The organism is Entomomonas moraniae, from assembly GCF_003991975.1.
GTDB classification, from domain to species: domain Bacteria; phylum Pseudomonadota; class Gammaproteobacteria; order Pseudomonadales; family Pseudomonadaceae; genus Entomomonas; species Entomomonas moraniae.
The window spans coordinates 1,457,071-1,479,223 of sequence record NZ_CP029822.1 but is presented as its reverse complement, the minus strand read 5'-3'; the positions used below and the strand labels follow the sequence as shown (position 1 = coordinate 1,479,223).

Sequence of the window (22,153 nt, the reverse complement as noted above, 5' to 3'; positions counted from 1 at the left end):
TTATGATAGAGCAAAAGCATTGGTTAACCAATTGATGTTTGGCTTATCCAATGAACCTGTTATAGCAACGATATCAAATTGGCAAGCACTCATCGTAAATCGGGCGTTTTTTTGTAAAAATAGCAGTGCTGTTTTTATGAGTTTTTGGCGTTTAGTATGTGTAACAGTTTCTTGTGTACTTCCCCATTGTTCTGATTTGCGGTAGCGAACTTCAATAAAACAAAGTATTTGTTTATTCAGCATAATAAGATCGATTTCACCAAAAGGACTGAACCAATTACGACTGATTAATTTTAAACCTTGACTTTGTAAGTACTGCAAAGCCAAGTCTTCTGCTTGTTTTCCTGAGTTTAGGTGTTTAGCCATTATAAACTAATAGCAGGCGCAGGTTGAATTAATCCTTTGTCAAAGGTTGCCCAAGGTAGTTTACGAACAACGCGTTGTTGACTATCAATAGAAAGCTCACCTGAAAGGCCCTCTATACGGCTGTTAGGTAAGGCTTTTAATTCAGATAGGCGGGGTATTAAACTCCATGTATCTGCTCCTAATGCATAAAGGCGTGCAAAGCTTGTTTTGGCTTGAGGCCATTGGGCAACAATGGCCTGTTGTACAGGATTGTTATCACTTAATAGCCAAGGCACGTCAGTGAATAATACACCGTTTAGATCAGCATCCTGATTAGCACTTGGCACACCGCTGTAAATATGTGAGGTAGCATAGACAGGGAGATCTTTTTCATCATGATAAGTCAATAATGCTCTTATTTGGCGTGCCATAGCGGGGTCTGCCACCATAAAAAGCATATTATCATTGGCTTCTTTCAGGTTAGGTAGTTTCTTGGTAAGAGCTACCATTTGGCCATCCAAATCAACAGGGCGGTCAATATATTCAATGCCTTCTAATACACCGCCTTGCTCTTCCCATTTAGAACGAAAAGCGGAGAGTACTTTTTTGCCCCACTCGCCTTGTGGCACAACAGCAATAGCATGACGTTTTCCATCATTAAAAGCTCTGGTTGCTGCTTCACGTGCTTCGTCTTCAGGCAATAAACCGAATTGGAAAAGTTGAGGTGGCTGAGTATTGGTATCTGTATAGTTTAAAGCAAGTGTTGTAATAGGTAGCGTTGATTTTTTGCTGAGCTCATTAATTTGTGCTTTGTCTAGTGGGCCAACGACCAATTGAATGCCATCTTTTTGTGCCTGTGCGTAGAAAGCATCCATGGTTGGGTAGTCAGTACTTTCATAAGCTTTGATGGTAACTTTATCTTTGTTGGGCGCTTGGTAATAAGCAGCAATAAAGCCGTTATAAATAGCTTGTGCGTATTTTTGTTTTTGAGGCAATAAGACGGCTATTTTCGAATAGGTTTCAGTGGTGAGCCCTTTAATCGTTAATAATTCCGCAGGTGGATTAATGACAGCTGGATGATTAGGGTTGGCTGCTATCCAGTTTTCAATGTTCTGTTTTTGCTCTGTAACGGTTGAGGCTGTTTTAACTGCTTTGGCAAGTTCTAACCAGCCGCCTGTTTCACCACTGTCAGCCGCGGATAGCAAAGCATCCAATGGGACAGACATAGCTAAACGCCAGATGTTATCTTGGTTATCTTGTGCAGTGTTACCCTTTAAAAATGAGGAGATATAAGAACGCTCACGTAAAGCTTGTAATGGTTTACCTTCTAACTCAAAAGCTGATGCTTTTAGTAACCTAACGCGGACTTGTAGGTCAGGGTCTTGCTCGTCAAGTTGATAAAAGGTTTTACCAGTTAATAAGCTTAGTGCTGTGGTTGTATCTTTTTTGTTGAGTGCAATATTGGCATTTAATAGCGCTACTATCATCTGTTGAGTGTTGGTTAGATTAGCCGGTAGCTCCTTTAAAATTTCTTGTGCTTTAGCTTCTTGTTTGGCCTGAATGTATTTATCGGCTGCAATAAGTCGGTATTGATTAGCAATTTCAACATTACTTTGTTGGTTGGCTAAATTAATTAATTGTGTAGGATTTCCTTGTGTATTAGTAAATGATGGCATTTGGTTGTTATTGTTCAGCGATAAAATATCACAAGCTGTTAATAAAAACGCAAACAAAAAGAGCGCCAACAGGCGTAAATAAACTTTCATAACACTCTATATTTCCCAATAATTGATAATCATTTTATTGTCAATTGTACCTAATATCTTGACTAATGTAATGTGTTGGACGAGATAATAAAAAAAATTTAATGTCTGATTAAGAAATTTCTATATGATAGTTTTGTTTTATAAGGATCATCATATTGGTTTTCTTACGTTTCTATATTAAATTGGCTGTTTTTGGGTCACTCTCCCTAACTTATTAATCCATAAAGAACTGGCGATAATGATCCCCCCTAAGATTAGGCGAGGAATATCAGCCTGATGATTCCAGAAAATAAGATTAACTAATAAACCCGCAGGTATAAGTGCATTGTTCATAATACCTAGCGTACCTGCATCAACTTGACAGGCACCTTTGTTCCACCAGTACATGCCTAAAGCAGAAGCGGCTAAACCAAGCCAAACCAAAATACCCCATTGCCATGCCGTGATAGATAAAACAGAAGAGGGACTACCTAGGAGTAAGAAAGCAGGGAATGCCACAAGAAAACCGCCGATATAAAAATATCCCCAGCGTTTATATTGAGGAATGTCTGAAGGAAATTGCTTGACTAGCTTTTTATAATATACTTGGCCCGCAGCGAAAGTAAAATTAGCTACTTGTAGCAATAAAAAGCCCATTAGAAAGTTTTGGTTAATGGCATCGTAACGAATAATGCCTGCCCCGAAAACAGCCACTAAGGCAGCTACTAATGCCCATGGTTGAAAACGGTGATTTAAAAAGTCATCAATCAATGTGATGTGAAGGGGGGTGAGTATCGTAAATAACAAAACCTCTGGCACGCTAAGTACGGAGAAACTCAGATATAAGCAAACGTAAGTAATACCAAATTGGAGTGCGCCACAGATCATGACTCCTTTTATAAATGAGCTTGCGACTCCCCTCCATTGGGTGATAGGTAGAAAGACTAATGCCGCTAAGCTGATGCGAGTGACTACTGCAAAATAGCTATCAACACTACCGGCTAGATATTGGCCGATAAGACTAAATGAAAAAGCCCATAAAATTGTAACGATACAAAGATAAAGCATGATATAAATTATTCTTGAGTCATTGTACTATTAAGTGAGTACTATAATAGAGTAGGTTATAAATGATGATATTATACAGCTAAATTGATAGTGAAAAGAAAATCTGTTGCTAGAAAGAAAAGTAAATTGATTTTTATTAAAATAGAGAAGAGATATAGTTATGGATACTTCTATAACCCCCAGTAAAATAAAGTACTGGGTTTTTGATATGGATGGTACGCTTACGAATGCTGTGCATGATTTTCCTGCTATTCGTAAGACGCTTGGTATGGCCGAAACGGATGATATACTTGAGTATTTAGCTGCATTGCCTGCATCAGAAAGGGCTGAAAAAAATGCATGGCTTATAGAACATGAACGTGTGTTGGCTGAAAATGCTACACCTGCAAGAGGGGCTATTGAGCTCGTTAATTATTTAGTTTCACAGGAGACGAAGCTTGCCATTTTAACCCGTAATGATCGAGAGCTTGCGTTTATCACTTTACGAGCAATAGGTTTAGAAAAACACTTTCCTAAAACTTTTATTTTAGGGCGTGATGAGGCTAAGCCAAAGCCTTCTCCTGATGGTTTGTTAAAAATTGCGAATGCTTGGCAGATAAAATCTGATCATCTATTAATGATTGGGGATTTTAGGCATGATTTATCGTGTGGTAAAGAAGCAGGAGCACATACTATTTTAGTAAATTACCCTGAAAATACATGGCCTGATCTCGCAGACTGGTATTATCCAAACTGTGAGTTATTATTAAATGATTTAAAAGCAAGAGACTAACTCTTTAATATGTCTATTATAGATGATATGGCAGAACGACATATACTGCAATCAATAGAGCGAGGGGAACTAGATAATCTTCCTGGGCAAGGGAAGGCCTTAGTCATTGATGATGATAGTTTTGTTCCTCCCCAATTAAAGGCAGCGTATAGGCTACTGAAAAACTCAGGTTTTTTACCGCCAGAATTAGAAGATCGTAAAAAGATGCTTGAGCTTGCAGACTTATTAGATACGATTGATGAAGACACGGATAATTATGCGATTAAAGCGAAAGAACTGTATCAGTTAGAATTAAAAATGAAGTTGGCGGGTATGAATACTGACTTCTTACGTACTAAATACAGGCGCTCGCTTGCTTGTGCTTTGGGGTGTGATAAAAAATAGCCCACTAAATAATGGGCTGACTTATTGATGTTGGAGATAGCTAAAAGCCGTGCCAACCCCCTATTTCTTTCCAACGGTTAACGATATTACAAAATAGCTCCGCTGTTTTTTCTGTATCGTAGCGTGCAGAATGAGCCTCTTTTTGGTCAAAATCAATTCTAGCAGCTTCACAAGCTTTGGCTAGTACTGTTTGGCCATAAGCTAAGCCTGCAAGCGTTGCTGTGTCAAAACTTGAAAATGGGTGGAATGGGTTGCGTTTTGCATCTGTTCTAACAATGGCTGCGTTGAGAAAGTTTAAGTCAAAACTACTGTTATGACCCACCAATATTGCACGTTTGCAACCGTTGGCTTTAAGCGATTTGCGAACCCCCCTAAAAATTTCAGTGAGTGCGATGTCTTCTTTCACTGCTGCTCTTAATGGATGATCTAGCTTAATACCTGTAAATTCAAGGGCACTGGCTTCTATATTTGCTCCCTCAAACGGCTCTATTCTATAAAAGTAACTGTGTTCAGGATACAGTAAGCCGTCGTCGTCCATCGAAATTGTGGTGGCTGCAATTTCAAGTAACGCATCAGTGGCAGCATTAAAACCGCCTGTTTCAACATCAATTACAACAGGGAGGTATCCTCTAAAACGTTGTGACATCGGGTGGTGTTGCTTTGAGGTTGAGGTGTCTTCTGTAAATGTATTGTCCATGTAATCAGTTGTCATTCTTACTCTCATTTAAGTATTGCCAATGTATTGTGTCTCCTGCCTTAAGTGGAGTTACTTGATTTTCTCCAAAGGGTAATGACGTTGGTGCTGTCCAATCTTTTCGGATCAACGTGATGGTATCATTATTAACAGGCAAACCATAAAACTTAGGCCCAAAAAGACTGGCAAAGCCCTCTAGTTTATCTAATGCGTGTGCACGATCAAAAGCCTCTGTATAAAGCTCAATGGCAGCATAAGCAGTGTAACAACCAGCACAACCACAGGCTGATTCCTTGCTATGGGTAGGGTGGGGGGCTGAATCTGTTCCTAAAAAGAATTTAGGGCTGGCGCTGGTTGCAGCCCCTATTAAAGCTTCTTGATGGATATTGCGTTTTAGAATAGGTAAACAATAGTAATGTGGATGGATACCACCTACCAATAAATGATTACGGTTGTAAAGTAGATGTTGTACAGTAATAGTAGCTGCGACATTGGTATTTGCTTCTTTTACGAAGTCGACGGCCTCTTTGGTTGTGATATGTTCTAGCACAACCTTAAGAGTCGGGAATTTTTGAACAAGTGGTACTAAATGTTCATCAATAAAGCATTTTTCACGGTCAAATACATCAATATCTGGGCGAGTAATTTCCCCGTGCAATAATAAAGGTATCCCTAGCTCAGCCATGCAAGCCAATGTTGGGTAAATAGCTTCTAAAGAAGTAACGCCTGAGTGTGAGTTGGTGGTTGCACCTGCAGGATAAGATTTTACAGCATAGATCATCCCACTATCTTTTGCAGCCTTAATGTCCTTTATAGAGGTCGTATCAGTTAAATACAATGTCATTAAAGGTTCAAAAGAGTTACCTTTAGGAATATGTGTAAGGATTCTTTCTTTGTATTCACTTGCTTGTTGCACATTTTTAACCGGAGGAACAAGATTAGGCATAATAATCGCACGGCTAAATTGATTGGCTGCATCTTTGACGGTTTGTTTTAATGCGGCGCCGTCACGTAAATGTATATGCCAGTCATCTGGGCGAATTATTGTGATTTTGTCTTGCATAATTAATCCTTACCATAATCATTTAGTTTAACATTTTACCGTAAAAATAGATTAAAGACATATTAAAAAGCTATTTTATTAAGTGTATGCTCATAATGAGTAAGCGTAATCTTTATACTGGTTAGGCTTATAGTTTAGTGTTAGAATGCTATTTTTGTTAAAGATGAAGAGAACTACTTGCGTTAGCGTTTCTAAAAGAGTAGTATTGTCAGCTTAATATGGATTGGGTACTTTGTTTAGTAATTAAGTACTACTATTTTTAACACATTTATTAATTTATTTAAAGGTAAGACCTGAATGCCTGCTGTTAAAGTCAAAGAAAACGAACCTTTCGACGTTGCCTTACGTCGTTTCAAGCGCGCCTGTGAGAAAGCGGGTGTTTTAGCAGATGTACGTAGCCGTGAATTTTATGAAAAACCTACAGCTGAACGTAAACGTAAAAAGGCAGCAGCCGTTAAGCGTCATGCGAAAAAAGTTTCGCGTGAGCAACGTCCAGCTAAACATAACTATTAATAGTAGAAGTTGAGTAATATTAAAACTACTTAGTTTTCAATAGTTGCTTATAAAAGCTCCAATCTTTTGTTAGATTGGAGCTTTTATTTTTTGAGTTTGTTATATAATAAATAGTATGGCTGGTTTAATCCCACAATCTTTTATTGATGATTTATTAAACCGCGTCGATATCATCGATGTGGTGGGAAGCCGTATTTCATTAAAAAGAAGTGGTAAAAACTACTCCGCTTGTTGCCCATTTCATAATGAAAAAACGCCCTCATTTACTGTTAGTCCGGACAAACAATTTTATTATTGCTTTGGGTGTGGGGCCTCTGGAAGCGCGCTAGGTTTTGTTATGGAGTATGATCACCTAGATTTTCCTCAAGCTGTTGAAGTGCTTGCTAGGCAAGTAGGGCTTGATGTTCCATACGAAGAAAATGCTGGAGGTGCGGCAAGGCAATCTATTGAGTCGCCTCTTTATAACTTAATACTTAAGGCCAGTGAGTTTTATCAACAGTCGCTGAGAACGCATTCAACCAAAAAGATGGCTGTTGATTATTTTAAACAACGTGGTTTGACTGGAGTGATTGCACGTGATTTTGCCCTTGGATTTGCTCCACCTGGTTGGGACAATTTAATAAAGCACTTTGAGGCTGATGATAGCCAGCAAAAGCAATTAATTGATGCTGGTTTAGTTGTTGAAAGTGCTGATACAGGGAAACGTTATGACCGCTTTCGTGAACGAGTTATGTTCCCTATTCGTGATGTAAAAGGACGGGTTATTGCTTTTGGTGGTCGTGTTCTGGGGGATGATAAGCCAAAATATTTGAACTCACCTGAAACCCCAGTTTTTCATAAAAGTGAAGTGCTTTATGGGCTCTATGAGGTTCGTAAAAATAACCGTCATTTAGATGAAATTCTTGTGCTTGAAGGCTATATGGATGTGATTGCTCTAGCACAATTTGGAATTACTAATGGCGTTGCAACACTAGGTACGGCGACATCGGAAGAGCATATTAAAAAACTTTTTCGATTAGTTAATAATATTTTATTTTGTTTTGATGGTGATGCCGCTGGTCGTAAAGCGGCTTGGCGGGCTTTAGAATCAGCATTGCCTCATTTGCAGGATGGTCGAAAAGTAAGGTTTTTATTCTTACCTGACGGAGATGATCCAGATAGTTTAGTTCGTAAAGAGGGTGTCGATGCATTCAAAGCTCGCATGAGTCAACAAGCTCAATCATTAACAGACTACTTTTTTAATCATCTTACTGAAGAAGCTAAGCCCACCTCATTAGAAGGAAAAGCACATTTAGCTTCCATTGTGACGCCGCTTTTAACTAAAATGCCTAGTGGTGGTTTAAAGGCGTTAATGTACCAAAAGTTAGAAGAGTTGACAGGGTTAGATCAGCAACATTTATTAGCGATTAAACCAGTAGCTAGCCATGTGAGTCAGCAAGTACCAGCAGCGACTGCTGCACCATTTATACCGGCAGATGAACCAGTACTTTTTGTTAATAAAGCTAAAAAAGTGACTATTTCTCCTGCAATGTCTGCTCTCCATTTCCTATTGCAACATCCTTCATCTTTACAAAAAGTAGAGGGAGCAGAAAAACTAACAGAGATTCCAGGAATTTATGGGCAGTTATTGTCACAAGCTATTATTTTTCTGAAAAAAGAGCCTCGTTTAAATCGTTTCCAGCTATTGGGAAAATTGTCTTCTTATGATAAAGAGGGCGTTTTAACAACATTATTGAATAAAGACCAACTCGTTTCAGATCAAAATGATCTTGAAAAAGAGTTTGTAGACACCATATTAATGCTAATAAAGCAGCAAAGTGAATTGGCAAAACAAAACCAACTTCAAGAGCTACTTAAAAAAGGTAATATGTTAACAGATGATGAAAAAGACCAGTTAAGGTATTTATTGGCCGCTAAGACAAAAAATGATTAGGGTTGGAGTCATTAGCTATTTTCTGTTATACTGTTAGGCTAACTTATTTTTGCTATATCTATTTGGATAGAGTCCTATGTCTGAAAACCAGCAATCCCGTTTAAAAGAATTAATTAGCCGTGGCCGTGAGCAGGGCTACTTAACTTACGCCGATGTAAACGATCACTTGCCTGAGGATATTTCTGATCCAGAACAGGTCGAAGATATTATTCGAATGATCAACGATATGGGGATTAGTGTTTATGAAGTAGCCCCAGATGAAGATGCACTTTTATTATCAGACTCTAATACAGATGAGGTTGCTGCCGAAGAAGCTGCTGCTGTGTTAGCTGCTGTAGAAAGTGATCTTGGTCGCACGACAGACCCTGTGCGTATGTATATGCGAGAAATGGGTACTGTTGATTTATTGACACGAGAAGGCGAAATAGAAATTGCAAAACGTATCGAAGAAGGTATACGTGATGTAATGAGTGCTATTGTTCATTTTCCTGGCCCTGTTGAGCATATTATTGCAGAGTACCAACGTATCACAGAGGGTGGCGGACGTTTGTCTGATCTTTTAATCGGTTATATTGACGCAGAAACTAAAGAATTAACCGACGAAGAAATGTTGTTGGATATCAAAGAAAAAGAAATTGTTGCTAAAAATGATGACGATGACGAAAATGAAGATGATGAAGAGTCATCCGATAGCGATGCAGAAGATGGTGATGGGGGACCCGATCCAGAAGAAGCTCGTATCCGTTTTACAGCGGTAGCTGAGCAGTTCGCGATTGTTCAAAAACTGCTACAAAAAGGTTCTCGTAAATCGGCTAAAGTACAAGAGCAATTGCAAGTTTTAGCAGATATATTAATGCCTATTAAGCTTATTCCTAAACAATACGATATTGTTATAGGCATGATACGTGATGCTTTAAATGGTGTACGTAAGCGCGAGCGTTTAATAATGCAAGCTTGTGTTCGTAATGCTAAAATGCCCCGTGCAGATTTTTTACGTCAATTTCCTAGCAATGAAACAAATACTAACTGGGCAACAAAAATTGCTTCTGGTAAAACTAAATACGCAGAAGGTATAGCACAGCAACTTGAAACTATTCAACAATTACAACAAGAATTGCTTGATATCGAAGAAAGTTTAGACCTTAAAATTGCTGAAATTAAAGACATTAACCGTCGAGTTTCTATTGGTGAGGCGAAAACTCGTCGTGCTAAAAAAGAAATGGTTGAGGCTAACTTACGACTTGTTATTTCGATTGCCAAAAAATACACTAACCGAGGCTTACAGTTTTTAGATCTTATCCAAGAGGGTAATATCGGTTTAATGAAAGCTGTGGATAAGTTTGAGTATCGTCGTGGTTATAAATTCTCAACGTATGCAACATGGTGGATTCGTCAAGCGATTACACGCTCGATTGCAGACCAAGCACGCACTATTCGTATTCCTGTGCATATGATAGAAACGATTAATAAACTTAATCGTATTTCTCGTCAAATGCTACAAGAAATGGGGCGTGAGCCTACGCCCGAGGAGTTAGGCGAGCGCATGGAAATGCCAGAAGACAAGATTCGTAAAGTGCTAAAAATTGCAAAAGAACCGATTTCAATGGAAACACCAATTGGGGATGATGAAGATTCACATCTTGGTGATTTTATTGAAGATGTTACCATGCAATTACCTGTTGATGTAGCTACTGCTGAAAGTCTTAAAGAGGCAACACGTGATGTTCTTTCTGGTTTAACTGCTAGAGAAGCCAAAGTACTAAGAATGCGTTTTGGTATTGATATGAATACGGATCATACATTAGAAGAGGTTGGTAGACAATTCGATGTAACACGTGAGCGTATTCGTCAGATTGAAGCAAAAGCGCTTAGAAAATTGCGCCATCCTACACGTAGTGAGCATTTACGTTCATTCTTAGACGAATAATTTTTATAAAAAGGGTTGGCGAATTTGCTTTCTATCTGTATAATTCGCCTTCACTAATTCTAAAGGGCCTATAGCTCAGTTGGTTAGAGCAGCGGACTCATAATAAGTGGCGCATAGGCAGTAAGAAGTTGAAAAACTTCTGTGGATTGAATAAGTTATATGAAGTTTAGTTGTTTTGTTAAAATACTCATGTAACAGTTGTAAAAGTTTTGGGCCTATAGCTCAGTTGGTTAGAGCAGCGGACTCATAATCCGTTGGTCGCAGGTTCGAGTCCTGCTGGGCCCACCAAAAAGGCTGGTAATTTTATTAAGTTACCAGCCCTTATTTTTTTGCAGCACACTTTACTATTTTTGAATAACCTTTAAAGTCATTAGCTAGCACATTTTGGCGACTTTAAGCTGTTGCTAATGCATGTTGGGGAAGTGATAAAAACCACAATAGTAATAAAGCTAGTTGGTTTTATTTAAAAGAGCTAACGGGGCTTATAGTGTCGTTAAGATGCCAGAAGTGGATATTCACTTTTAAGCAAATCAACAATTATAAACACTACTAAAATGCTTAATGCGTGTTATTAAATGGTTTTGTGTATTTATGATTCATCTGATAAACTATAAAAGTCAGCTATACATCCACTCCATTTCTTACGCTATAATGTTTAGTTGATACAATGAATAAACTACTAACAGTGCTTTTTCTTATTTCTACGACCACATTACCTGCTTTTGCTGATATCCAAGTTTTTACATAAAATTAGAGCTTATAAGACTGGGCGATATCGATGATACAGTTAAGATCCGTAGTGCATCAGACAGAAAGAACTCTAATAGAACTATTCAATCTATGCTTGATAATAAATATTGTATTGTCGATTTAGCTATTGCGCTAGCACCATTTTTTACACAAAACAAGCCTTTAGAATGAATAGTTTACCATTAAGTCCAATCCGCCACCTTCTCTTTTACCCGCATACCCTTTTACCTTTCCAATAAAGGTGAATTTACTCTCTTGAGAGGGTTTTACAGATAATCCTAAGGAAATGATTCCTGTGCCACCTTTGACCTTCGGTTCATCTATTTTATATACTCCATACGTGGTTGCTTTGACTTTACCATCATACTCATACTCATACCCTGTATTTACATGCAGGGTCACTGTACGGCTGTATTGATGGCTGATTTCTACATTGAGTCTGACCCGGCTAGAGTTGACTCGATCAAAGTGAATATTGTCCCCAGCAACATTAACATTTTTGCCCTGTACTGTGGTGTATAAGTATTTGGTCGAGAGATCTAGTGTATTTTTCTCGTTGATAGACAGATTGTAACCAACTCCAATGTGCGTACTGGCATAGTTGGTATTAAGTTTATAGCGTGCATTCTGTCCAGTAGCGAGGTTGACGATATCGTTCGTGTCAAATTTAATCTGTGTTCTTCCATAGCGTAGTGAGCCGTCTGTGTATAGGCCATTATTGAGCTCGTATTTACCAAGCACTCCAAAGCCGTAATAGCTTGTATTTCCATCTCCATGTACATTGGCAGTATTGCTAAAACTGTTATAGCTGTCGTAGCTACCCCATCCTCCTTCAATAATAGCAGCGGCGGTGATATTGTCTTGTTGATAAGAGAGCCCTCCACTTAACAGATAATCATCTGATTTGATGTGAGACCCACTATTATAGCGATTGTATTGAATAGAGGATGTCACAAAGGGAGCCAAGCCGCTGTTCTGGTTTTGGCTGCTAATCACAGATATGGTTTCATAAGCCATCATATCTGCCCCTCGGGTGACAAGCATAGTGTTTGCTAAGTAACCCTCTGATAGGGCTTTGAGTTGTGGGTTGACCCTCACAGGGCTACCTGTAGCACCAACAATTGTCGCGGTGACTTTGTTGTTGGTCGTATCTATGTCTGTTCTTACGTCATAAAGTAAAGATATGCCTTGTTGAGCTTGGCTTATGTTGCTCATAGTTTGGCCTGTTGCTCTTGTTCCTGTAAATGCATTGCTTGATTGCATTAGGACAAAGCTATCATCTACTTTTAGGATGTTGCCAGAGTGTATTCCTACAACATTAACATTGGATTTTATTTCAGCCAAGCTTGTATCGTTGGTGTTAGATGTATCTGTGCCTAATACAATGTCTTGTGCAAAAATAAGTGGGGTGGTTGAATTAGCTAACTCAGGTGTAAGAGTAAAGTTATAGTTCTCAAAGTTTCCCACAGTCTTAAAAGAAGCAGGAGTTTTAGCTGCATAGTTCAGGGTATTACCTGTAAAGACATTGTAGGTTATAGGAGCAAGTGCCGTTGTTGTATTTAACTCAAGATAACCACCATAAAGAGACTGCGTTTGGTCATTGGAGAAATGGGCATTTTCACCGATAGTTATAGTATTGTTTGTTGCACTTGCAATGGAATTTTGATTAAAGAAATCTCCTTTTTCTTTTAGAGAACCGTTTTCGTATACTTCCCCAGTTATAATATTAAAACCAATGCGGCCACCATAAATAGCTGTATTAGATGATGTTAAGTTGCCATCAAAAGTAACTTTATTATTATCTGCAAGAACGTTAACCCTTGATGCGGTGGTACTGGCGTTTGTACTATTACTGCCATTGCTATACATACTTGTGTTGCCGGCTTTTAAGGCTAGATTAGCATCTCCACCCGTAATGTTTCCAATACTGTTATTGCCATTTCCAATGATGACCTCATTATGATTGGCATTAATTTGCGAGCCGTAGGGATAGCTACTAGTTTGGGTGTAGATATTATCATTGGATGCATTATTAGAAGCTGCGGAGGAGTTGGCATCGGCAGATGTTAATACTAAATTAGCATACCCGCCTGTAATATTTCCGATACTGTTATTACCATTTCCAATGGTGACCACATTGTTATTGGCATTGATTTGTGATTTGTAAGCACGGGCATAAGTGTTGGTATTGGTGCTGGCGGTGGCAGCGGGATTAGCAGTTGCGGTAGTAGTGGCATTGGTAGTGGCTGTGTCGGTTGTTAATGCGAGATTAGCATATCCGCCTGTAATATTTCCGATACTGTCAATGTTATTTCCAATGGTGATATTATTGTTATTGGCATTGATTTGCGCGTTGTCGGCACTGGCAGAGGTGTTAGCAGAGCCAAGAGCAAGGGTGTGAGCATTGTTGGTGGCGGTAGCAGTAGCGTTAGCTGTACCAGTTGTTAATTCGATACTAGCATATCCACCTGTAATGTTTGTGATACTGTTAATATCATTTCCAATAGTGATTACATTGTTATTGGCATTAACTTGTGCATCGTTAGCGCTGGTATAGGCAATGGCATAGGCATTCGAGTAGTCGTAAGTTATAGCACTTCCTGTTTTAGTCCATAATACAGCACTACCTCCTGTGACACTGCCATTGATTGTCCCTGCATTATCGTTTATGATAACGCTATTTCCATTAGCCGCTGGGTTTTTAGAATTAATAGCTATAGAAGTATTTGTATTGTTAGTCGAATTAACAGCATCAGCAGTTTCTTGTGAGTAATGTGAAACACCACCATACACATCTCCTACTCCTTGCGCATGAATGAGTGTTACCTTATTATCTGTTACTATGTCCGCATCGTTACTGTACCCACCGATAACAAATTGAGGGTCTGTATTAGCGGTATAATCAACAACAAGGTTAGCAGCACTTAGAACCGACTCATTGGAGTTATCTTGATCACGAAAAACAAGGCCTTTATCGTAATTATTTAATACGGGACTCATCCATTTTGCTTTATCGAGCTCGATATCTTGAGAATCTGCTCGTTCAAGCATCGAGGCTGAGCTATCATTATATACTTGCTCTTGTAATAATTGAGCATAAGAAAAAGAGGATAGAGTAGCCAGCGAGAGGACTGTCAATTTAAAAAAGTGAGAACTTTTAGGATTGTTGTTTCTTTCCACTTTACATTGCCTTGATTTGGAGTATTTGAATCATGCTATATAGAATTTTAATTGATATAAAAAAGGATCAATTAAATAGGGATAGCGTATTGTAATTAGTCGTGATATTCTCTGCCAATTATAAAACAGTTTACTGATCTGCCTCTATTTAATAGATAATTTAATGCCTGCTATTCGCTCTTAGCAGAGGTTATTATAAATTGCCTTACTACTCGTACACATAGGTAACACGAATTAGTATGTGGCTAAAAATAGCCTATAAAAAATAATAAGATATAGCTTTTGCTCAGCGTACTTACAGTCCTTTAGTTGCAGGTTCGATTCCTGCTAGATATGCCAAATAAATCTCATATTATCAATGTGTTATGTTTTTTATTTTTGTGATGGTCTAATTATTTCCGTATCATTACCCTGTAGATTGACATTTAAATTGTATAAGTTCAGACCAGGTGAGAGAGTTAACTTGAAAAAGTGAATATAACCCGTTTTGATATGAGGTATCAGATCTTAAATCAAAACATAAAGAGGTTATGTTCATGTTACATACTAACAATCCAATCACTAAACATAAGAATATCCAGCTTATGGTCAGCACAGAACGAGTAACGAACTGAGGAAGCAAGACATCTTTATTTCTGGTAGCGATGTTAGATCAATTTGGTTAAGACATAGCCTAGACAACTTTAAAAAACGTCTTAAAGCATTAGAAACCAAAGTAGCCAACGAAGGTATTATCCTTAATGACCACAAATAGCTTCTTTAGAAAAGAAAAAGCATGATGATAAAGACAGCGGTGAAATAGAAACTGTTCCCCTTGGTTATCTAGACTGCCAAGATACCTTCTATGTAGGTAATCTAAAAGGGGTAGGAAGAGTCTACCAACAAACCTTTATCGACTTCTAATCAAAGGTAGTTCATTGTAAGTTATACACTACCAAAACACCGATTACCGCGGTTGATATACCTCATCGATAAAGTATTACCGTTTTATAATAACCATGAGTTACATATACTTAGAATACTCACTGATAGAGGAGCAGAGTATTGTGGTAAGGTAGAACATCATGACTATCAGCTTTATTTGGCAATCAATGACATTGACCATACTAAAACCAAAGCCATATCACCACAGACCAATGGCATCTGTAAGAGTTTCCATAAACCATCCTACAAGAATTTTATCAGATCATCTTTAGGAAGAAACTGTACGCTAGCTTGGAAGAGTTACAAAAAGATCTGGATGAATGGCTAGATTACTACAATAATAATCGAACTCATCAAGGTAAAATATATTGTGGAAGAACACCTATGCAAACCTTACTTGATGGGAAATTGATTTGGGAAGAGAAAAACTTAGCTTAAATCTAAACTGACAGATACCTCTTCAAAACAAGGCGCTGTCACATTAGACTTAGGCTACTACATCCTTTAATTCTTTGATTAGCATATTCTATGTGATTATTTTGCTAAAAATATAGATCTATTTCGAGGTTGACATATTTTACTTTTTTAAATAATAATGATTATCATTTTTATTTAAGGCTGGGATGGAAAAAGTTGTTATGTTGTATGCATCGAAACAATATGTATGTAAAGAAATAAATAAGTTGCATGAATCTACGCTGAGTTTGATTCTATCAACCACTAACCTAGAGAGGGAGTTGGAAACCAGTTATACCCCTTATATCTACCATAAAAATGCTTACTATTTCTTGATTTCTGAATTAGCACCACACACTAAAAATATTCAAATAAATCCAGTTTTTAGTTTGTTATTAATTGAAGATGAGGCATGTGCTAAAAACATTTATGCACGTAATCGCTTAGTGTATAAAGCTATTGCTAGTAAGTTAGACAAAAGTGATCAAGACTACCAAGAAATACTTGATATGTTAAGGCAGCGTGCTGGAAAAACAGTTGAGTTATTAAAAATAATGCCAGATTTTCAACTTTTTAAAGCCACTCCAGAGCAAGGACGTTTAATTATTGGTTTTGGTAAAGCTTTCTTACTTGATGCTAATACAGGGCAAGTGACTCAGGTAGATAGAGATTTATTAGGTAAATAATGGCTTAGTATTTGAATTAAATTGATCATTTTATTTAAGGCGAAATAATGTCAACAATAGCGGCACTGTGTAATGATAACAAAACTAGGGGTAGTTCTTTCGATTTAAGTTCTTTTTATACTGAACAGGGGGCTTATGCGTTTAATAAAAAAATACCGGTTAATTCAACAGCACAACAGAGTATTCCTGTAGCCAAAGAGGAAATAGATAATGTTTGGCAAACGTTACGTAGCCAGTCTCTTAACCCTGTTAAAAGGTTGATTTATACCCATATCCCTTTCTGTGCAACACATTGTGCTTTTTGTGGTTTTTTCCAAAATGCTGTAAAAAAAAATGATACGCAGAAATACACTGATTATCTGCTGAAAGAGTTGAAGCAAGATGCAGACTCTACACTTGTACAGTCAACGCCTATCCATGCTATTTATTTTGGAGGAGGAACTCCAACCGCGCTAAGCGCAAGGCAGTTAAAACAGCTTATTAGCTTTTATAAAAATCATTTCCCTCTTGCGCCAGATTGTGAAATCACCATAGAAGGGCGTATATTAAATTTTGATGAAGAGAAAATAGAAACATGCTTAGAGGCAGGTGCTAATCGGTTTTCTATTGGTATTCAAACTTTTGATACGAAAATTAGACGTAGCATGGGGCGTTATGCCTCTAAAGAGCAGGCCATCACTTTTATAGAAAAAATTGCTAATTATAATTCAGCGGCCGTAGTTTGTGATTTAATGTTTGGTTTGCCAGGGCAAACAATGGACTCATGGCAAGCTGATTTGGAAATTGTACAAAATTTGCCGCTAGATGGTATCGATCTTTATGCTATTAATATTCTCCCCAACACTAAATTAGCAGAAAATATTAGCAGTCAAAAAATAACTGCCCCCACTCCAGAAGAAATTTATAACTATTATATCGTAGGGCAACAGGCTTTATATGAGGCGGGTTGGGTACAACTTAGCAATAATCACTGGGCTAGAACTACCCGTGAACGTAATTTGTATAATTTATTAATCAAGCAAGGCGCCGATTTTCTAGCCTATGGTTCGGGAGCTGGTGGGCGACTAGAAAACTATTCATTTATGTTGGCACGTAGTCTTGAACATTATTACTCAGTACTTGACGAGCAACGTAAGCCATTTATGATGCTTATGTACAATAACCAGCCTTCATGGTCTCATCAATTACAAGGACAGGCTGAAACAGGATTGATTCATTTACCTCATTTTCTTGAACAACCAAGTCTATTACAGCCTCTGATTAATAACTGGTATCAAAGTAAACTTATTACAGATAATTCGTTTCACTTACGTATGACGCCAAGTGGTCGTTTTTGGGGGCGAAATATTTACATGGCATTGGATAATATCTTAAAACAGCTCATTGTTTAAACTAATGGCTAACATTTTAAAAAAGGAGTATGGTCTATGACACAACAAGTACTGAAAGATTTCTTAGCAACATCGCCCGACGGTACATTAGAAAAGATAGCAGAAGACTATCACTGCAGTCTTTATGAGGTAGTTTGTTTATTGCCAAATTGCGTTGTTATTCAAGGTGAGCACTTTGATGATGTCTGGAATGAGGTAGGTAATTGGGGGCAAATTGTATTACTAACGCATACAGCAGATGCCATTATTGAGTATTCAGGTGAGTTACCTAAAGGTACGCATAAACATGGCTATTTTAATTTACATAAAACTAATGGGTTAAGTGGTCATATTAAAGCTGAAAATTGCGCACATATTGCTTTGATTAAACGAAAGTTTATGGGAACTGATACAGCATCTATTGTTTTTTTAAATCAAAGTGGAGCAGCAATGCTAAAGATTTTTTTAGGGCGTAATAATGAACGCTATCTACAACCTGCTCAACTAGAGCGCTTTGATTATTTAGCTCAAGTATTGTCTTAACGGCGAAGTCTATGATGAATTCGCTCTTGATTTTTGGTGCAAGTCGCGGCATAGGCAACGATTTGCTAAATCAATAGCAAATGAAAGTAGTAAAACAAAGCTTGGAGTTATTTGGTTTTTACATGATATAAGTTGGCTTAAAACTAAATTTTGAGATGGTTATTCTATGATTGTTATGCAAGAGAAAATGAAAGATGGGGAGCAAGAAGAGAACAAGTTTAGGAGCTTATTAGAGTATTGGAAGAAAGATAATCATTTTCTAATAGTGTCTATTAATAATTTCTCTTTGAGTGCACAGTGTAATTGAAACAAAGAGGTTATAAGCTGTAGTATGACTACAGCTTGTTTAAGTAGTTTTACAAGTCTTGCAGTGATAAAAGATATTGAAGGCACATAAAAACCGCATAAAAACTACCTAAAATAAATATTAGGCACCACGTAGCCACATTCTTCACAATATCAGTATCTATAGGATATATGGATGGAAATATGTCTATAGATACGAGAGCTATATAGGTGGTTCTGTTGCTATGCCAATGTTTGCATATATCACACCACCTTTGAAGAAAATCACTAACAGTGCCAAGAAAAACTCAATGATGGATAAATTTTTATCCTTTTCAGTGAAAATTAATCTGAAAAATGATACAGATAAAGATTTACAAGTTTCTCCTACTGCAATTTTTGTTATTGATTATTCTATTGTGACTATAAGAGGTATCCAATTAACCTTAAAAAAGACTATCAGGCAGATATTAAGTTTTCAGATATATCTATAGATGGCTTGCTCGATGAGAGCATTTCAATTACAACACCTATTTTATTAGCTCCAACTCAAAAGTAATTGAGTTTATATAATCTTCCTAGTATGTATTTTTATTAAAGTAGTTAAGTACATAAGTTTTTCTTATTCGAACTTTTTTATAATCATACTGGTCTAAAAAAATAATAAATTTATGGATATTTATCATGGAGTCAAAAATCTAAAATGTTTGTTGTAGAGTTAACTTATAAAGAACCACTAACAAAAGTTGAGAAATATTTAGAAGAACATAGACGGTTTCTTGATATTCATTATAGTAATGGGTGTTTTATAGCTTCAGGGCCTAAGGTGCCAAGAGATGGTGGTGTTATTTTAGTTAAAAATATGAGTAAAAAAGACTTAGAAAATATCTTGCTCTTCGATCCATTTTATCGTGAGAGTATAGCTGATTATAAAATAATTGAGTTTCAAGTAGTTAAGTGTGCAAGTTGTCTGTCTAGTTTTGTCGAATAATTACTTCATTAAAAAGCCCTAACTTGTAGGGCTTGTTTATCTTTTGCGTTTACAAGCCTTTGACAGCAAAAATCCCTGGTGCATTACGCCAGTAGCCTTTGTAATCCATTCCAAAGCCAAATACAAATCGATCAGGGCACGTTAGCCCTGTGTAATTGGCTGAAAAACCAGGGATTGCTTTTCTATCATGTTCTTTATCTAACAAAACAGTGGTGTAAACAGCATTAGCACCCGCATGTTGGCAATATTGTATAATAGCTGCAAGTGTATTACCTTCATCTAAGATGTCATCAATAATGATAATATCTCTGTCGATAAAAGAAACTTCTGGTTTAGCTTTCCAAAATAACTCTCCGCCAGTGGTTTCTTTTTTGTAGCGAGTAGCATGTAAGTATGAGATTTCTAGCGGAAAATCTAATAAGGGTAAAAGTTGGCCAGCAAAAATTAGTCCGCCATTCATTACGCAAAAAACGATAGGATTTTTATCCGCAAGGTCATTAGTGATTTCAGTTGCAATTTTTTTGATAGCTGCATCAATCTCTGCCTTTGTAAAGAGGCAATCTGCTTCTTTTCTTACGGCTTTAATAGCACCCATATCAATGCTCATAGATAGCTTTACCTGTGTGGTTAATAAAAGAGGTCTATTTTACATCAATGAACAATGATTCATAGCTTTTTCTTATTCGTCACGGCCATCTAACATTGTTCTTTTTAGTAAAATATAAACAGCTCCAGTACCGCCATGCTTGGGTTGGCAAGAGCTAAAGCCAAGTACTTGGGGGTGTTGTCTTAACCACGTATTTAGGTAACTTTTTAGAATAGGTTTTGACTTGTCTTTTCTTAATGCTTTGCCATGAGTTACTCTAACACAACGTACTTCTATTTTTGTTGCTTCTTCTAAAAATTCCCATAAAAGTTTACGTGACTGTTCAACGGTTAAGCCATGTAAATCGATACTGCCTGCAAATGAAATTTGCCCAGCTTTTAGTTGTTGCATTTGTGAGCTTCTTACGCCGTTGTTAGACCAAAAGAGTTGCTCTTCAGGTTCTACATCAATAATAAATTGGTCAGATAGCCCATCAACAATATTTTCTTTGGATAGAGCGTTGGCTGCATTGTCCCTTAATGCTTTTAGTTGTTTTTTATCTTTAGGTTTGACGCTTAGATCAACTTTGTCACATTCAATTGGTTTTACATTTTTCATCTCGGAACGAAATAAAGAGATATCGTCATCTATCATATCTTTCCCTTAATAGCCTATTTCATATAAAGATTGTTGGTAACATGATACTGTATTTATATTCTTTTTTGATCAGATTAATCGATTAATTTTTATTTAATGACTTTCTTTGTTGAATGGAGCTTAAGAGAACAAGTGCTAATTACAGTATTACCTATATTTTCTATGAGTAATACTGTATCAAGTGGACGACTATAATCCTAAGATTGATAACATAATAAAGGTTGCAAATAGAACGAAATGGGTCATTCCCTCAATGGCATTTGTTTCTCCATCATTTAGGTTAATAGCACCAACAAATAATGTGAGAACGACCATAACTGTTTGCGGAATGGTAAGCCCCATGGTGATTTGTTGACCTGTGATCAGGGCAACTGCTTCCACTACGGGAATAGTAAGAATAACGGTTGATAGTGTTGCACCTAGTGCAATATTAATAACAGGTTGCATTCTATTAGCAAGAGCAGCTTTTAATGCGGTGAGAATTTCAGGGCTTGCTGAAATGGTTGCCACGACTAAACCTAGTAAAATAGGAGGGATATCCAGTCCTTTAACACCAGTGTTAAGAACGGTTGACATTACTTCAGCTAATGCCCCTGTTAAGATAATGCCGATAATGAGTAAAATAATAGCTGGTTTAATAGATGCGTGTGTTGAATGCTCCTCTGCATTGCCGAGTTTATTTTTATCAGCATAACTGTAATGGAAAAAATAACTATGACGGCCAGTTTGCATTTTTAAGAAGAGGGCGTAAAGGACAATCATTATGCCAATAGTGAAAACAGAATAGTATGTCCACTTGTCAGTTGGTAAAAACTCAGGAACAAGCATAGAAATACCAACAGCAGTCATAATCATGACAACATAAGTTTTACCTGCGTCATCATTATAAACTTGTTCGCCATGACGTAAGCCTCCTAAGAGCGCGGCGAGGCCAATAATCCCATTCATATCAAGCATAATAGCCGCATAGATTGTATCACGTGCAAGCGTTGGGGAGTGTTCATGGCTCATCATGATAACTAAAATAATAACTTCAACTAAAACAGCTGAGAGAGTCAGTACCATTGTTCCATAAGGTTCACCAATTTTTTCTGCAATCACTTCAGCATGGTGAGCTACACGAATAGCCACGCCAATAATAACAATAATGAGAATAACTGCTGTTATAAACGCTAGTGAGCGGCCATTAGCTATCAATGTATGTTCCATTGTATAGGCAAAGATTGTTGCTATTAAACCCAGCAACATCAGTTTTTCTTTTTTTAATAGATCCGTCATAGA

General features: G+C 37.3%; 19 protein-coding genes, 1 tRNA gene and 1 pseudogene. 12 read left to right on the top strand and 9 right to left on the bottom strand.

What is annotated here, in order from left to right:
* From DM558_RS07025 to DM558_RS07015, 3 genes are all read right to left on the bottom strand, one after another.
* Nucleotides 1-366, bottom strand: coding sequence for a YraN family protein (locus tag DM558_RS07025; RefSeq protein ID WP_127163000.1), 366 nt, complete (start codon nucleotides 364-366; stop codon nucleotides 1-3).
* Nucleotides 366-2,111, bottom strand: coding sequence for a penicillin-binding protein activator (locus tag DM558_RS07020; protein ID WP_127162998.1), 1,746 nt, complete (start codon nucleotides 2,109-2,111; stop codon nucleotides 366-368). Before DM558_RS07020 ends, DM558_RS07025 begins: the two co-directional genes overlap by 1 nt.
* Nucleotides 2,112-2,288: 177 nt before the next feature.
* Nucleotides 2,289-3,158, bottom strand: coding sequence for a carboxylate/amino acid/amine transporter (locus DM558_RS07015; protein WP_127162996.1), 870 nt, complete (start codon nucleotides 3,156-3,158; stop codon nucleotides 2,289-2,291).
* 172 nt (nucleotides 3,159-3,330) lie between these two features.
* Between DM558_RS07015 and DM558_RS07010 the strand changes: the two genes are divergently transcribed.
* On the top strand, nucleotides 3,331-3,930 hold the full coding sequence (locus tag DM558_RS07010) for an HAD family hydrolase (protein ID WP_127164834.1): 600 nt from the start codon (nucleotides 3,331-3,333) through the stop codon (nucleotides 3,928-3,930).
* Nucleotides 3,931-3,939: 9 nt separating this feature from the next.
* Entirely contained in the window at nucleotides 3,940-4,314 is a 375-nt protein-coding gene (locus DM558_RS07005) for a DnaJ family domain-containing protein (RefSeq protein ID WP_127162994.1), read from the top strand.
* Between the two features lie 40 nt (nucleotides 4,315-4,354).
* Here DM558_RS07005 and rnt read toward each other — a convergent pair whose 3' ends face one another.
* Both rnt and pyrC read right to left on the bottom strand, forming a co-directional pair.
* A complete protein-coding gene (gene rnt / locus DM558_RS07000) occupies nucleotides 4,355-5,011 on the bottom strand; it encodes a ribonuclease T (RefSeq protein WP_407644309.1) in 657 nt (218 codons plus the stop codon).
* Between the two features lie 4 nt (nucleotides 5,012-5,015).
* On the bottom strand, nucleotides 5,016-6,071 hold the full coding sequence (gene pyrC, locus DM558_RS06995; RefSeq protein WP_127162992.1) for a dihydroorotase: 1,056 nt from the start codon (nucleotides 6,069-6,071) through the stop codon (nucleotides 5,016-5,018).
* A gap of 297 nt (nucleotides 6,072-6,368) precedes the next feature.
* On the opposite strand from pyrC, the gene rpsU reads away from it, so the two are divergent.
* The 4 genes from rpsU to DM558_RS06975 all read left to right on the top strand — a co-directional run bounded on the left by rpsU (nucleotide 6,369) and on the right by DM558_RS06975 (nucleotide 10,732).
* Nucleotides 6,369-6,584: a 30S ribosomal protein S21 gene (gene rpsU, locus DM558_RS06990; protein ID WP_109702367.1), complete on the top strand. Its 216-nt coding sequence runs from the start codon at nucleotides 6,369-6,371 to the stop codon at nucleotides 6,582-6,584.
* Between the two features lie 115 nt (nucleotides 6,585-6,699).
* Nucleotides 6,700-8,517, top strand: coding sequence for a DNA primase (gene dnaG / locus DM558_RS06985; RefSeq protein WP_127162991.1), 1,818 nt, complete (start codon nucleotides 6,700-6,702; stop codon nucleotides 8,515-8,517).
* Nucleotides 8,518-8,593: 76 nt separating this feature from the next.
* The gene (gene rpoD, locus DM558_RS06980) at nucleotides 8,594-10,444 is read left to right on the top strand and encodes an RNA polymerase sigma factor RpoD (protein WP_127162990.1); all 1,851 of its coding nucleotides are present in this window, start codon (nucleotides 8,594-8,596) and stop codon (nucleotides 10,442-10,444) included.
* A gap of 211 nt (nucleotides 10,445-10,655) precedes the next feature.
* A tRNA-Ile gene (locus DM558_RS06975) sits at nucleotides 10,656-10,732 on the top strand.
* Between the two features lie 624 nt (nucleotides 10,733-11,356).
* Here DM558_RS06975 and DM558_RS06970 read toward each other — a convergent pair.
* Complete coding sequence (locus tag DM558_RS06970; RefSeq protein ID WP_127162988.1) at nucleotides 11,357-14,374, bottom strand: beta strand repeat-containing protein; 3,018 nt, start codon at nucleotides 14,372-14,374, stop codon at nucleotides 11,357-11,359.
* 571 nt (nucleotides 14,375-14,945) lie between these two features.
* Between DM558_RS06970 and DM558_RS06965 the strand changes: the two are divergent.
* The 6 genes and pseudogenes from DM558_RS06965 to DM558_RS06940 all read left to right on the top strand — a co-directional run.
* A pseudogene (locus DM558_RS06965) lies at nucleotides 14,946-15,736 on the top strand (integrase core domain-containing protein); the annotation flags it as partial.
* A 185-nt stretch (nucleotides 15,737-15,921) separates the two neighbouring features.
* The gene (locus DM558_RS06960) at nucleotides 15,922-16,440 is read left to right on the top strand and encodes a HugZ family pyridoxamine 5'-phosphate oxidase (protein ID WP_127162986.1); all 519 of its coding nucleotides are present in this window, start codon (nucleotides 15,922-15,924) and stop codon (nucleotides 16,438-16,440) included.
* A gap of 47 nt (nucleotides 16,441-16,487) precedes the next feature.
* Nucleotides 16,488-17,831 (top strand): heme anaerobic degradation radical SAM methyltransferase ChuW/HutW, encoded by a 1,344-nt coding sequence (hutW, locus tag DM558_RS06955; RefSeq protein WP_127162984.1) that lies wholly within the window; start codon nucleotides 16,488-16,490, stop codon nucleotides 17,829-17,831.
* A gap of 36 nt (nucleotides 17,832-17,867) precedes the next feature.
* Nucleotides 17,868-18,353 (top strand): heme utilization cystosolic carrier protein HutX, encoded by a 486-nt coding sequence (gene hutX / locus DM558_RS06950; protein WP_127162982.1) that lies wholly within the window; start codon nucleotides 17,868-17,870, stop codon nucleotides 18,351-18,353.
* Nucleotides 18,354-18,799: 446 nt separating this feature from the next.
* Nucleotides 18,800-19,132 (top strand): DUF7424 family protein, encoded by a 333-nt coding sequence (locus tag DM558_RS06945; protein ID WP_456073081.1) that lies wholly within the window; start codon nucleotides 18,800-18,802, stop codon nucleotides 19,130-19,132.
* A gap of 209 nt (nucleotides 19,133-19,341) precedes the next feature.
* Nucleotides 19,342-19,629 (top strand): YciI family protein, encoded by a 288-nt coding sequence (locus DM558_RS06940; RefSeq protein ID WP_127162978.1) that lies wholly within the window; start codon nucleotides 19,342-19,344, stop codon nucleotides 19,627-19,629.
* A gap of 49 nt (nucleotides 19,630-19,678) precedes the next feature.
* On the opposite strand, the gene DM558_RS06935 is transcribed toward DM558_RS06940, so the two are convergent.
* The 3 genes from DM558_RS06935 to DM558_RS06925 all read right to left on the bottom strand — a co-directional run bounded on the left by DM558_RS06935 (nucleotide 19,679) and on the right by DM558_RS06925 (nucleotide 22,150).
* On the bottom strand, nucleotides 19,679-20,236 hold the full coding sequence (locus tag DM558_RS06935) for a hypoxanthine-guanine phosphoribosyltransferase (RefSeq protein WP_127162976.1): 558 nt from the start codon (nucleotides 20,234-20,236) through the stop codon (nucleotides 19,679-19,681).
* Between the two features lie 72 nt (nucleotides 20,237-20,308).
* Nucleotides 20,309-20,869 carry a Smr/MutS family protein gene (locus tag DM558_RS06930; protein ID WP_127162974.1) on the bottom strand — a complete coding sequence of 187 codons (561 nt, stop codon included), beginning with the start codon at nucleotides 20,867-20,869 and terminating at the stop codon, nucleotides 20,309-20,311.
* A gap of 192 nt (nucleotides 20,870-21,061) precedes the next feature.
* Entirely contained in the window at nucleotides 21,062-22,150 is a 1,089-nt protein-coding gene (locus tag DM558_RS06925) for a calcium:proton antiporter (RefSeq protein WP_127162972.1), read from the bottom strand.
* Between the last annotated feature and the right edge of the window lie 3 nt (nucleotides 22,151-22,153).